We start from the raw sequence: 11,994 nt of genomic DNA, 5'->3' as shown, positions 1-11,994 counted from the left end.
GCGAGTCAGCGGCTGTGCACCGGGCTCGGCGCCGCATGAGGCGGAGCCGGGGCAGGCGGTGAGGGAGCCGGCGGGACAGACGCCGGGGCCGGGGCGCGGGCCAGGCTCTGCAGGACAGCGGCGACCGCAGTGGCTTGGACGTCGCGGACGGCGACGGCTTCGGCAAGCCGACGGGTGCCATCGAGGAGGTGGGACACCTCGTGCGGGCCGATCTGCCGCTCGGGATGGACGAGCCGGGCGAGGTGGCCGCGGTGGACGTCGATGCCGCGCTCGGCGAGGGCGAGGCCGTCGTACATGCCGAGCAGGGCGGAGAGCATGCCGGGCGGCTGGTCGCGTGCGTGGGCTGCGAGGTCGGCGAGCGGTGCGCCGTACAGGTCCTCGATCCGTCCGGCTATGTCGGTGGACGTGAGGCGGGGCAATCGGGGACTTTCACGGTCGGCGGGCCCGGGCCGCCCCGGCACCCGGCGGTGCCGGGGCGGCGGAAGAAGGCACGGCTACGGTGGCCTTGAGCTGCGTAGTGCGGACGGGACGGGCCTGCTGGGCGGGCGGGGGCATGGTGCGCAGCAACTCGCCGAGGGCGGCGCGGTAGCTGTCGCGGGCGTCGAGGGCTGCCTCCAGCCACTGCGCATCGAAGCGGAGCTTGTCCGCCGATAGCTCGCCCATGTCGCGGTCCGGGTCCATGTCCCTGTGCACGCGGTCGCGTACGCGGGCAACCTGCTCCTCCGTCAGGGCGAGGAAGGAGCGCAGTTCTAGGGCACGGGTGAGCGCCGGTGAGGCATCGCGGCCGACAGCCGACTCATACAGTTCCGGAACCGGGGCCCCGAAGACTTGCTGCAGGTCTGCGTCCATGGTGCTGGCCCTGTCCCGGCTCAACGCACGGGCCTTCCCGGCTGCCCCGCCGACGCGGGTGCCGGTGTGCCCGCAGGCCGGTGGGGGACCCTGGTCTGCACCGCCTGCCCGGTGCGGGGGCGCAGGCGGGCGAGCCGTTCGGCGGCGGGACCCTTCTTCCCCGGAGCGTCCGGGTCGAGGAGCCACCGCATGACCATGGCCCGGCCGTCGCGGGTGGTGACGGCCGCGTTCACGCGGTGAGCGAGGCCCATCGTCGGGTCGTCGACCTCACTGGGCTGCGTCTCCAGCGCGGCAAGAAGGTCGTTTTCCGCGCGGTCGACCACGGACTGGGCCTCTGCGAGGAGGCCGTGCCACTTGACGACATCGGTGGCGGCAGGATTCGCCAGGGGCGCGGCGGCGACCGCGGCCTTCAGCTGGCCGATGTCCATGCCGAAGCGCGCTTCGATCCGTTCGGTGAGTACGCCCAGGACATCCTTGACGTCATCGGATATGCCGTCGGACAAAGCGAAGACTCCTGTTCTGGGATTCGGGGTGGAGCGCATGCGGAAGAAGCCTCCGAAGAGACGTACGGATTTCGTGGATTGGCGCTGCGGGGAGGTTGTCCCAGCGGCTATAAGAATCCGGAGAATCTCCGGTTTGGCTAACCGGCGATCGTCGGCTATGTTGCGCCGCCCGCGTGGGGCTGAGCACTCAGCGCGAACGGCCGGGCGAGGGCGAGGCAGCGGCCTTCGCCACACCGGCCGGGCGGCTGGCGGCGGCCGTCGGACGGACCGGCGGGAGAGGACCGGCCTCGCCCATGAGGCGGTCCTCGCACCACTGCAGGGCCTCACCGGCCGTGTCGAAACCGCCCTCGCGCAGGGTGTGCGTCCACGTCTCGGTATCGACCTCTTCGACCACGACACGGAACGGCGACGGGGCACGCTCGTCCAGCGCTCGCAGAGCCACAACAACGACCATGTCGTCCAGGTCGTCGCTGGTGTAGGAGTAGCCCATGGCGTAGTGGTCGCCGTCGTCGGCGAGGCGTCGCCCCAGTGCTCGCGTGGCCTCGTCCGCCGGCGGCGGGCCGCTCAACTCGGAGTCGAGGCCGATGGCATCGGGCGGGCAGCCCCGGTGGATGAGCCAGGACTGCGCCATCGCGGGCAGCGGCAGCGGTCTCTGCTCGAAGGTGAACGTCTTCTTCTCGTGGTCCCGTTGCAGATAGACGGCAAGCACCTGGGGCAGGCCGGGGTGTCCCCATGTCGCGGTACGGTCGAACAGGACGTAGTAGCTGTGAGGCCCGTCGTGATGTTCGGCCATGAGGACGAGCATGTCCTCGTGGACGCCGACGTTGCGGTAGAAGTCGAGGTACTTCTCCTCGTCGGCGTCGAGGTCGTCCAGATCGAAGTCGACCTGGGGGATGGGCTTTCGGAACGGCGCCGGTTCGGTGGGAGACAACAAGGGCCTTTCGGTGAAGATCAACGTCGCTGCGCCGGAGTCGGCGGCGATGTGCCGGGTGGAGCTGGGACCTTCGGCGCCCGCGTCGCGGGGATCCGGCGAGCGGCGAACAGCGCGGCTCGTCCGGCGTCGGTGAGCGTGACCGGCTGGCCGGCGTGCACGGGGTGGCCCGTGTCCCGGACGACCAGACCGGTGTCCTCCAGCCGGAGCATCTTGGCGTGCGGGATGTGGGTGCCGGAGGCTGTCGTGACGCTCATCTGGCCGGTGAGCAGGTGTTCGTAGAGCTTGGCTCCGTCGGCGATGGCGAGCAGCGCCGCCTGGTCGTCGGTCGAGAGCTGCTTCGCGTCGGGCGCTGCTGTGGCTTCGATGGGTTTCAGGGCGGCGAGCACCGCCCGGGCGGCGGCGTCCCGCGCGGCGGCGGCCTCTTCCAGCTGCTCCACGGTGCGGTCGATGCGTGTGAACAGGGCGTCATCGACGTCGAATTCGCCGCTGGAGAGGCGGTTGAGGATGCGCAGGTAGAAGGTGACGCCGGTCTGGGCCGTGTCCAACTCCCGGTGCCTGTCGACCAGATGGGCGTGGGGCTCGTCGAGGACACCACGGTCGCGGAAGTCCCACAGAGTGTCGATGTGGTGGCCGGTGACTGCTTCGATGTGGTGGTCGAGCGGGGAGACCGTTCGCCGAGCTGCGGGCGGTGCGGGTTCAGGGGGCATAGGCGACGCTCCGTTGCGTTCAGCGGGCGGGATGGTGCGCAGGGTTGGGCGCGGGACGGGGCAGACCCGGTGCCGCGATGGGCGGCCGGGCGGGCCGGGGCACAGGAGTGCGGGTGGTCAGCTGCGGGGAGCGGGAGCGAGCCGCGTGGGTGCGGGCGCTCAGCGGCCGACGGGCCATCCCCAGGCGGCGACCGACCTCGTCGTAGACGTCGTTGCCCGCGCGCGGCCGGATCGCGACGACGTGGATCTCCTTGTGGAGAGCGGATCCCGCAGGCGCCGGGCGGACGGCGTAGACGACGCGCCAGTCCTTGCGCGAGTCCACGAACAGCTTCCTGAAGCCCTCCAGGTCACCGTCGAGACGCAACCCGAAGCGCTGCGCGTTCACGACATCCTGCAGATAGACGAGGGCGAGGTCGCGGATATCGCCGGGTGCCTGGAGAAGATCGGTCAGCGCCCGGGGATCGAAGCTCAATCCGAAGGCGGGCTGTCCCCCTCCCCCGGTCATGTCGCCAGCTCGTACGACTCGGACGTCCCGGCGGCCTCCTCAGCGGTGACCCTCTCCACACGAACGGACGGCGGCGGGCCGGGCAGGAGTCGGTGCGCGGGCCGGTCGGGTGAGGTCATGCAGGCAGACAGCGGGCCGCCCGGCGCGCGGATCGCTGCGACCGCGTGAGTGAGGAAGTCCCGGTGCCACACGAACATGCCAGCCAGCCCGGCTTCGGGATCCTTGTGCTGCTGGTAGGCGAGCCACAAGGCATGCAGCCAGGCCACGACGTCGTCGTGCTCCTGCCACTGCAGGCACCAGGGCGCCGCGGTGGTGACCTCCGCCCCGTAGACCGGGAGGAAGAAGTCGTCGACCCAGTCGGACAGGGCGTCGAGTTCGTCCTCGCGTTCCTCGCCGTCCAGTTCCAGGATCGGGCGGGGCTCCGGCGGAGCGGCGGGAGCCGGCCCGCCGAGCCCCGGCATACCGAAGGCCGCAAACGGGGATCCGCCCGGCACGGGGGCGGACGCGAGATGGTCGAGCTGCTGGGCCTGCTGCGCCGACTGCTCCATGAGCCGCCGGACGCTCGCCTCGATCCCCTCCAGTTGCGGGTCCGGAATGCGAACCGGTTCCAATTCCCCGCCGTCTGCGGGTTCTGCGGATTCAGGCATGAAAAGTACGGCCTCCTACGAGACGCGAAAAGACAGACAAGCGGGATCCTTGACGTGCGGCCCGCCAGCGAGCTCAAAACATGCCGGTGGACTCCGGCGAAGGCTGAGAGGATGCGCGGGTTTCCGGAGCGGAATTGGCCGGAGTCGCTTAGACGGTGAGAACCACGTCGTCCTGGGTGAGCGTTTCACGGAGGGTTTCGGTGAGCCGGTCGGCGGCGATCGACGCGTAGTGCTCGGTCTTCTCCACGCCGATGAAGTCGCGGCCTTCCAGCAGGGCGGCGACGCCCGTGGAGCCCGAGCCAGCACAGAAGTCGAGGACCGTGCCGTCCTCGGGGCTGATCTTGACCAGCTCGCGCATCACCTCGACCGGCTTCTGCGTGATGTGCTGGCGCTTGGCCCCCGAAGGCTGCGAGGCACTGTAGAGGCCGGGCAGGTAGACGGGGTTGCGGGAGCCGTCGATCGCTCCCTTGGACGCCCAGACGATGAACTCACAGTTCTGGGTGAACCGGCCCTTCTGGGGCCTGGCCTGCGGCTTGTGCCAGGCCAGCACCCCGCGCCACAGCCACCCAGCCGCCTGGATCGCGTCCGTCGTGATGGGGAGCTGGCGCCAGTCGGTGAACAGCAACGCGGTGCCGCCACTCTTCGTAAGGCGGTGGGCCTCGGTCATGATCTGCGTCAGCCAGAACCCGTACGAGCGGCCGTCCATGTTCTCGCCGGTGAAGTCCGGCAAGGCGTGCTGGGCGTCGGCGGAGGTGTACTTCTGCTTCGCGGAGCGGGTGGTGCGCTCCTTCGCCGTCCGACCCCCCGAGTTGTACGGCGGGTCAGTGATGACGGAATCGACACAGCCGTCCGGGAGGCCGACGAGAACACTCAGGGCATCACCCTGGTGCAGGGAAAAGGGCAAAGAGGAACCCCAATTCGGGTACGGAATCACAGAGGGAGCTACCCGTCTCGCACGGGAGTCCTCGCGGGCCGGAAGCGGGCATGCAAAAGCCCAGGGCCACGGACCGAGGAGGGCGAGAGGGAGTCCAAAAACTGTAGTGGCGAATCCGTCGACGGCCAAGAAGTGCGTTCCTGAGGTGCCGGATTCCGGCACCTCACGCCGACTTTTTGGTCAACCGCCGATCCGCGCCTACTGTTTTGGAACCGCCCAGCGCACACCGCCGCTGGCTCACCCCCCGCCACCCCTCACGGAGGCAGCCCGTGCCCCGGCACACCTAGCTCACGGCCCGGCCTCGCAGAGCGAGCAGCAACTCGCCCGCGCCGGCCCGTCCCGATCGCCCTCCCCGGCCGCCGTGTCCTTCCCACACGCCTCGCGCTCGCGGCTCGCCGGACACCGAATCCCGAAGGACACGTTCATGACCATGACGTCTCGCTACCCGCCCCGGCCCCACATCGCTGACCGTCGCGTGGTCCGCACGGGTTGAAGGCGCTCGCCGCCGGCATCGGCGTCGTCTTCCTCTCCCCGATCCTGATCGCCGGCACCGGCATGATGCTGGCCTCCGCCGCCGACGCCGTGCAGAGCAGCAGTTCCCTCAGCACCTGTCTGACCGACATCGACACCACCAAGGTCGCCGAGCAGGTCACCAAGATCCTCAATGGCGCGTCCGGCAAGGACGTCCACGTCGAGGGCCTGGACATGCCCGCCGAGCAGGTCCCCAACGCGGCGACGATCGTGGCCACCGGCCTCTCCCTCGGCGTCCCCACGAAGGGGCAGATCATCGCGCTCGCCACGGCGATGCAGGAGAGCCGGCTGCGCAACCTCAACTACGGGGACCGCGACTCGCTCGGCCTGTTCCAGCAGCGCCCTTCTCAGGGCTGGGGCAGCGCCCAGCAGATCCGCGATCCGGTCTACGCCTCCGAGCAGTTCTACCAGCATCTACTCAAGGTGGACGGCTGGCAGCAGATGACCCTCACCCAGGCCGCCCAAGCCGTGCAGAAGTCCGCACTGCCGGACGCGTACGCGCAGTGGGAGAACCTGGCCACCGCACTGCAGGCTGCCATCGCCAAGACCTTCCCCGGCAGCAACGACGCGCACGGCAAGGATGCGGACCAGGCCGAGCAACCGGCGACCGGCACGAGCGGCTGTACTGCGAGCGAGGACGGTTCCGGGTTCGGCCGTATCCCCGAAGGGAGCGTCCCCAAGGGCTACAAGATCCCCGCAGGCGCCGATCCGACGGCGCGCAAGGCCATCACCTGGGCGATGCAGCAGCTCGGCACGCTCTACCAGTGGGGCGGGTCCTGCACCAACGCGCACGGCCCCGACCCGATGGGGCGCTGCGACTGCTCCAGCCTGGTGCAGCAGGCATACACCCACGCCGGCGTCACCCTCACCCGCACCACGTACACGCAGGTCAACGAGGGCAACGCGGTCTCACCCGCCCACCTTGAGCCCGGTGACCTGATCTTCAGCCGCGGCACCGCCGCCCGGCCCGAGCACGTCGGCATGTACATCGGCTCGGGACTCGCGATCGAAGCGCCGCGAACCGGCAAAACAGTGCGCATCACCGCGCTCGCGGACTGGGACATCCTCGCCGCACGGCGCGTCATCTGACCCCCGGTACGCCCCGGCGCACCGCCCCCGGCCGGGAAGCCCCTGGGCTTCGCCAGCACTTTCACGGCCGAACCCCGCAGGACCCGCGGTCCTGACCACCCCATTCCACAGTACGGAGCATTGCCTTGACACCCCCTCACCGCGCCCAGCGTGCCATCGCGGCAGCCTCATTGGCCCTGGCCGTCGCCGTCGGCGGCCTGGCCACCGCCTCCACGGCACAGGCGTACGACACCGACACCACCACGATCAGCTGCAGTGCGGTCAAGGTCCGCAAGGCTCCGTCGAAGACGTCGACGGTCGTGGGCATCGGCTACCGGCACGACAAGGTCCTCTACGACCAGTTCGCGTACAAGAAGGCCGAGAAGACCTGGTACACCCGCGGCACCGTGACCCGGAAGTCCGACGGCAAGAAGATCCGCGGCTACATGATCTACAACTGCGCGAACCCCTACCAGACCAACCCCGCGCCGAAGCCGTCGATCCCGAATTAGAGCACCCCGGCCACCGCCCCGGAGCGTGACCTACTGCTCTGCCGCCGGCAGGGCAGTCCCCGGCCTGGCCGGTGGTGTCACCCCGGCCTCTGCACACCATCTGCGCGTCCTTGTGCACGTCAAGCCGCCGTGCCGCCGATGTCCACCCGGCCGGCCGTTTCCCACACCGTCGTCGGCCTTCCTTCGCGAGGCAGTCGCCTCGCGCCTCCCCCTTCTCCCGTCGGCCCCGCCTAGCCGTCGTACGCAAGGAGCCCCTGCCACACCTATGTCCGTCCCTCTCGCAGACCGCGTCATCCAGCTCGCCTACGACCCGGGAATCACGCCCAAGGGCGGCGGCCTGCCCGGCCTGAGCGTGGTGAAGAACGTCGTCAACTCGATCAACCTGTTCGGGATCATCGCCGTCGTCGGCGCCCTCGCCGTCTCGCTCAGCGTGTGGGCCTGGGGACACCACACCGGTGGTCACCAGGCCGAGGCCAACGGCAAGAAGGGCGCGGTCGTGGCCGCCGGCGCCGCCCTCGGTCTGGGTGCCGCGAACGGGATCATCGCCTTCTTCTCCGGACTGGGGTCGCAGGTCCACTGATGCGAAGCCAGCTCCCCTCCCTTTCGCTGTCCTCGTACGGTGCGAGCTGGCCGGTCAACCGGCGCATCGCGATCGTCACCTGCGCCATCGCCGTCCTGCTCGCCCTCGCCTCGATCGTCGCCGCGGTGACCGGCAGCGGGAACGGCCACCCAGCTGCGGGCACCGCCGCGCCGGCCCCGGCCGGCAGCAGTCCGTCCTCCGCCGAGACCTCCCCGAAGCCGTCGTCCGGGACCGGGCCGTTGTCGAGGCCCCCGCAGATCGCCGATCCGGTCGCCTTCGCCAGGGCGGCGGCGCAGATGCTGTGGTCCTACGACACCCGCGCAACCAGCCGCGACCAGCAGCTCGCCGGCATGCGCGCCTGGATGACCCGGGAGGCCAAGTACGCCGACTGGGCCTCCGTTGCCGGCCAGGTTCCCGATCCGGTGCTGTGGTCGCGGATGGCCGACCAGGACCAGCACGCCACCGCCCACGTCACCGAGGGCCACTACCCCTCCGCGTTCAAGCAGGCGCTGGCCGACGACCCGTCCGCGATCACCGAGGCGTACATCTACGTCGTCACCGTCAACGGCACACAGCAGGTCGCCTGGAAGAAGGGCGGCAGCGGGGCCGAGGAACGGGCCGTGACCCTCGCCATCCAATGCCGCCCGAACCACGACTGCACCCTGGCCGCTATCGCACCGAGCGTCACCCAGTGACCCGCGCCTGAGAAACGATAAGGAGGAGTGACTCCCCGTGGGTTTCTGTGACTACCCCCTGGCCGACAAGCTGTGCGACGTCGGCGACGCGGTGGATTTCGCCTCGGATCCCGGCAAGGCCATCGGTGACTGGATGGCGAAGTCCGCCGGCGAACTGGCCGCCGCCGCAGCCGATCTGGCCGCCGAGGCGGTCGACACCACCACCAAAGTGGACCTCAACGCGACGTGGTTCGTCGACAACTACGAGACGCTGCTGCCGCTGGGCCTGGTCCTGCTGGTCGCGACCTTCTGCGCACAGCTCGTGCGGGCCGCCGTCCGACGTGACGGGCAAGCCCTCACCCAGGCATTCACCGGCACCGCGTCCGGCGTCCTGTTCGCCTTCTGCGCCCTCTCCTTGACCACAGTGGCCGTCGAAGTGGTCGACGCCGTCAGCGACGGCCTGTTCAAGACCGCCCACCTGGACATCGAGTCGGCCGTGCGCCGCATCGTGGAGGTCAACCAGATCGGCTCCCTGTCCGGACTCGGCTGGCTCGTCCCGGTCGTCGCCGGCCTCGGCGCCGCCATCGGCGCCATCCTCTACTGGTGCGTGATGATGGTCCGCAAGGTCGGCATCCTCGTCATGGTCACCCTCGCCGTGTTCGCGTCCGCCGGCGGCGGCTGGGAAGTCGCCCGGCGCTGGCGCAAGGGCTGGATCGAAGCCACCGCCACCCTGGTCGTCTCGAAGCTGCTGATGACCGTGATCTTCGTGCTCGGTATCGCCGCCATGGGCAAGACCGAGGCCAAGGACGGCATCGCCGCCCTCGCCGACGTCATGTCCGGCATCGTGATCATGGTCCTGGTGCTGCTGTGCCCGTACGCGGTCTTCAAGTTCGTGCACTGGGCAGCCGACGGCACCGACGGCGAGTCCATCCACCGTGCCGGCGGCGCCGGAGCCCAGATCGCCAGGGCACATGCGGAGAAGGCCGCCCGCAAGGCCGCCGCCTCGGCGGCGACCGCCGGGACCGGTGGCGCTGCCGCCGGCGCAGATGCCGCACCGCAGGGCCCAGACGCCGGCGGCGGTTTCCCCGGCGACATCGCTTCCAACCCGACCGGCGCCGAGGGCAAGGAGGGATCGCGGAACGGCGGAACGGGTGTCTCGGCTGGCGGCGACGCGATCAAGTCCGGCCTGGAGAAGGCCGTCCAGCCCGCGCCGACCAGTGAGTCCGACGACACCAGCGGCCAGGTGGGAGGCAGACCGGGACCTGGCGGATTCGCCACGAGTGCCGCGTCTGGGCCGAGCGGCGGATGGCAGTCAACTCCGCCGGCCACGACCCCGCCGCCGCAGGGTGCACCGCCGTCCTCCGGAACGCAGAACGCCTCGTCAAGCGGGGCGAGCGGCCCCTGGCTGCCGCCTCCGACCGGCCTCTGATTCTCTGACCGACTCCCGGGGGCGGGATGTGCAGCTCGCTCCCGCCCCCGGGTTCCACCCGCGTCTCCAGGACTCGCTCCTTGACTGATCCCTCCGTCGCCCCGGTCACGGTGAAGTTCCCGCACCGTTCCCGCCGCGGCATCCTCCTCGGCCTTTCCTGGCCCCAACTCGCCCTCGTCTCCTGCACGTTGACGCTGCTGCTGATGACGGTGATCTCCACCGGGCTGCTCGGCGCCGTCGCCCTGGCCCCGCTGTGGGCCACGGCCGGTGCCCTCGTCACGATCCGCCGGCACGGCCGCTCGCTGATCGACTGGGCGCCGATCGTCGCCCGGTACGCACACCGCCGCCGCACCGGCCAGACCCTCTGGCTCGCCCGGCCCGTCACCCGGCCCCGGCAGGACGGCGTCCTCCACCTGCCCGGTACCGCCGCGTCCCTGAAGGTGGTCACCCCCGGCGACTCCGCGAACGGCGCCGCAGCCGTCCACGACCCGCACCGGCAGACCCTGACCGCCGTCGCCCGCGTCACCAGCCGTGCCTTCGTTCTCCTCGACCCCGCCACCCAGAACCAGAACGTCACGGCCTGGGGGCGCGCGCTCGCGGGCATCGCCCGCACCGGGCACATCTCCACCGTGCAGGTGCTGGAGCGCACCGTTCCCGACAGCGGGGACACCCTCACCCGGCACTGGCTGCAGACCGGGCAGCCCCAGGCCCCGGTCGCGGGGCAGATCTACTCCGAGCTGGTCGCCTCGGCCGGCCCCGCCGCAGCACCGCACGAGACCTATCTCGGCATCTCCCTCGACCTCAAGGCCGCCCGGCGCCTGATCAGCCAGGCCGGCGGAGGGCTGCCCGGGGCGTTCACCGTCCTGGAGCAGACCACCGCCTCCATCGCCCAGGCCGCCCGCAGCGCCGGGCTCCAGGTCACCGGATGGCTGAGTGCGCGGGAGATCGCCGCCGTCATCCGCACCGCCTACGACCCCAAGGCCCTCGCCGCGCTCCAGCACTGGTCCGAGACCGGTCGCGCCGAGGCCGACCCAGCCGCGGCCGGGCCCGTCGTCCAGTTCGAGGAGTACGACCGCCTCTCCACCGACAGCGCACGGCACGCGACGTACTGGGTGGAGAACTGGCCTCGCACCGAAATGGGGACCGGGTTCCTGCACGGGATCATGTTCACGGCCGGCGTGCGCCGCAGCCTCTCCCTCATCTATGTGCCGCAGGGGCTCGAATCCGCGTTGCGGGACGTCCAGCGGAAGAAGGCGGCGATCATCGCCGATGCCAACGAAAGGGCCCGCCGGGGGCAGGTCGACAGCGAGGAAGACTCCGTCGAGTACGCCGACGTCAAAACCCGCGAACGCCAGCTCATCGCCGGGCACGCGGACGTGGCCCTGACCGGCCTGGTCACCGTGACCGCCGAGACCGACGCCCTCCTGGAGGCCGCCTGCGCACAGATCGAGACCCACGCCGTCACCTCCGGCGTCGACCTGCGTCGCCTCAACTACCAGCAGCCGGACGCTTTCGCGCTCGCCGCGCTCCCGCTGGCCCGCACCGCCCTGTGAGCCAGGGCCGTCCCCGGCCTCCGGACCCTTATTCATCCCCGACGGACCGCCCATCGCCGCCCCCTGCCTCCCGGCAGGAAGGATCACCGCCCTTGCCCCCTCGCACACCCCCCCAACGACGCGCACCCCTACCTCCGCGCCGCGAGCGCCGGAATCCGCCACCACAACCGGTCCCTTGCCTCGCCGGACGCGGCCCCGCCCCGCCCCGGCGAGCGGACCGTCTGCACCTGGACGTGCTCCACGCCCACCTCGCCGCCCTGCTCCAGCTCCTGGACCGCCTCGCCGAAACCACCCGCCCGCCGCACCCCGCCGCCGGCCGTCACCTGGCGACCGCGCACACCCGCCTCTGGCAGGCCACCAGCGAGGTCCACTCCGCCTTCCACCTGCTGCCCGCCGACACCGCAGCGGAAGAAGCCGAGGTCAGCGCGTGCCATCCCGAACGGCTGCCCGAGGGACCGCCCGTGCTGACGATCTGCCAGCGCCACCTCGCCGCCGGGCATGTCCTGCGCCGTAAGACCACCCCCACCGACCTCCGCCCGCACACCACGGCCTGCGCGCGATGAACACC

Annotated in this window: 14 protein-coding genes and 1 pseudogene; 7 read left to right on the top strand and 8 right to left on the bottom strand. The window is 70.8% G+C overall.

Features of this window, described 5'->3' with window-relative positions; translation table 11 throughout:
* Positions 1–5: 5 nt before the first annotated feature.
* The 8 genes from ACFZB3_RS48520 to ACFZB3_RS48485 all read right to left on the bottom strand — a co-directional run bounded on the left by ACFZB3_RS48520 (position 6) and on the right by ACFZB3_RS48485 (position 5,049).
* A complete protein-coding gene (locus ACFZB3_RS48520) occupies positions 6–419 on the bottom strand; it encodes a hypothetical protein (protein WP_391390008.1) in 414 nt (137 codons plus the stop codon).
* A gap of 10 nt (positions 420–429) precedes the next feature.
* Positions 430–873, bottom strand: a complete 444-nt coding sequence (locus ACFZB3_RS48515) for a hypothetical protein (RefSeq protein WP_391390007.1) — start codon at positions 871–873, stop codon at positions 430–432.
* Entirely contained in the window at positions 870–1,352 is a 483-nt protein-coding gene (locus tag ACFZB3_RS48510; protein WP_391390005.1) for a hypothetical protein, read from the bottom strand. Before ACFZB3_RS48510 ends, ACFZB3_RS48515 begins: the two co-directional genes overlap by 4 nt.
* Positions 1,353–1,539: 187 nt before the next feature.
* The gene (locus tag ACFZB3_RS48505) at positions 1,540–2,286 is read right to left on the bottom strand and encodes a hypothetical protein (protein WP_391390003.1); all 747 of its coding nucleotides are present in this window, start codon (positions 2,284–2,286) and stop codon (positions 1,540–1,542) included.
* Positions 2,287–2,303: 17 nt separating this feature from the next.
* Positions 2,304–2,993 (bottom strand): hypothetical protein, encoded by a 690-nt coding sequence (locus ACFZB3_RS48500; protein WP_391390001.1) that lies wholly within the window; start codon positions 2,991–2,993, stop codon positions 2,304–2,306.
* A 19-nt stretch (positions 2,994–3,012) separates the two neighbouring features.
* Positions 3,013–3,498, bottom strand: coding sequence for a hypothetical protein (locus tag ACFZB3_RS48495; protein WP_391389999.1), 486 nt, complete (start codon positions 3,496–3,498; stop codon positions 3,013–3,015).
* Positions 3,495–4,046, bottom strand: coding sequence for a DUF4913 domain-containing protein (locus ACFZB3_RS48490; RefSeq protein WP_391390043.1), 552 nt, complete (start codon positions 4,044–4,046; stop codon positions 3,495–3,497). Before ACFZB3_RS48490 ends, ACFZB3_RS48495 begins: the two co-directional genes overlap by 4 nt.
* Positions 4,047–4,293: 247 nt before the next feature.
* The gene (locus ACFZB3_RS48485) at positions 4,294–5,049 is read right to left on the bottom strand and encodes a DNA methyltransferase (RefSeq protein WP_391389997.1); all 756 of its coding nucleotides are present in this window, start codon (positions 5,047–5,049) and stop codon (positions 4,294–4,296) included.
* Between the two features lie 519 nt (positions 5,050–5,568).
* Here ACFZB3_RS48485 and ACFZB3_RS48480 point away from each other — a divergent pair.
* The 7 genes and pseudogenes from ACFZB3_RS48480 (at position 5,569) to ACFZB3_RS48450 (ending at position 11,989) form a co-directional block, all read left to right on the top strand.
* Positions 5,569–6,699 carry an NlpC/P60 family protein gene (locus tag ACFZB3_RS48480; RefSeq protein ID WP_391389995.1) on the top strand — a complete coding sequence of 377 codons (1,131 nt, stop codon included), beginning with the start codon at positions 5,569–5,571 and terminating at the stop codon, positions 6,697–6,699.
* Positions 6,700–6,824: 125 nt separating this feature from the next.
* Positions 6,825–7,190 carry a hypothetical protein gene (locus ACFZB3_RS48475; RefSeq protein ID WP_391389993.1) on the top strand — a complete coding sequence of 122 codons (366 nt, stop codon included), beginning with the start codon at positions 6,825–6,827 and terminating at the stop codon, positions 7,188–7,190.
* A gap of 265 nt (positions 7,191–7,455) precedes the next feature.
* A complete protein-coding gene (locus ACFZB3_RS48470; RefSeq protein ID WP_391389991.1) occupies positions 7,456–7,770 on the top strand; it encodes a DUF6112 family protein in 315 nt (104 codons plus the stop codon).
* Complete coding sequence (locus tag ACFZB3_RS48465) at positions 7,770–8,465, top strand: hypothetical protein (RefSeq protein ID WP_391389989.1); 696 nt, start codon at positions 7,770–7,772, stop codon at positions 8,463–8,465. The genes ACFZB3_RS48470 and ACFZB3_RS48465 overlap by 1 nt, the downstream gene beginning before the upstream one ends.
* A gap of 37 nt (positions 8,466–8,502) precedes the next feature.
* Entirely contained in the window at positions 8,503–9,873 is a 1,371-nt protein-coding gene (locus ACFZB3_RS48460; RefSeq protein ID WP_391389987.1) for an ATP-binding protein, read from the top strand.
* Positions 9,874–9,953: 80 nt separating this feature from the next.
* Positions 9,954–11,426 carry an SCO6880 family protein gene (locus tag ACFZB3_RS48455; RefSeq protein WP_391389985.1) on the top strand — a complete coding sequence of 491 codons (1,473 nt, stop codon included), beginning with the start codon at positions 9,954–9,956 and terminating at the stop codon, positions 11,424–11,426.
* A gap of 63 nt (positions 11,427–11,489) precedes the next feature.
* Positions 11,490–11,989: pseudogene (locus ACFZB3_RS48450) on the top strand (DUF6238 family protein).
* The last annotated feature ends 5 nt before the right edge of the window (positions 11,990–11,994 follow it).

It is taken from the genome of Streptomyces sp. NPDC008092, from assembly GCF_042957285.1.
Classification (GTDB): domain Bacteria; phylum Actinomycetota; class Actinomycetes; order Streptomycetales; family Streptomycetaceae; genus Streptomyces.
The sequence above is the reverse complement of the archived record's forward strand: the minus strand, read 5'-3'. Positions and strand labels throughout refer to the sequence as shown.

Bases quoted from the DNA above. Each gene is read 5' to 3' on its own strand.
- ACFZB3_RS48500 (WP_391390001.1), bottom strand. From the start codon at position 2,993: ATGCCCCCTGAACCCGCACCGCCCGCAGCTCGGCGAACGGTCTCCCCG.
- ACFZB3_RS48495 (WP_391389999.1), bottom strand. From the start codon at position 3,498: ATGACCGGGGGAGGGGGACAGCCCGCCTTCGGATTGAGCTTCGATCCC.
- ACFZB3_RS48490 (WP_391390043.1), bottom strand. From the start codon at position 4,046: ATGGAGCAGTCGGCGCAGCAGGCCCAGCAGCTCGACCATCTCGCGTCC.
- ACFZB3_RS48470 (WP_391389991.1), top strand. From the start codon at position 7,456: ATGTCCGTCCCTCTCGCAGACCGCGTCATCCAGCTCGCCTACGACCCG.
- ACFZB3_RS48465 (WP_391389989.1), top strand. From the start codon at position 7,770: ATGCGAAGCCAGCTCCCCTCCCTTTCGCTGTCCTCGTACGGTGCGAGC.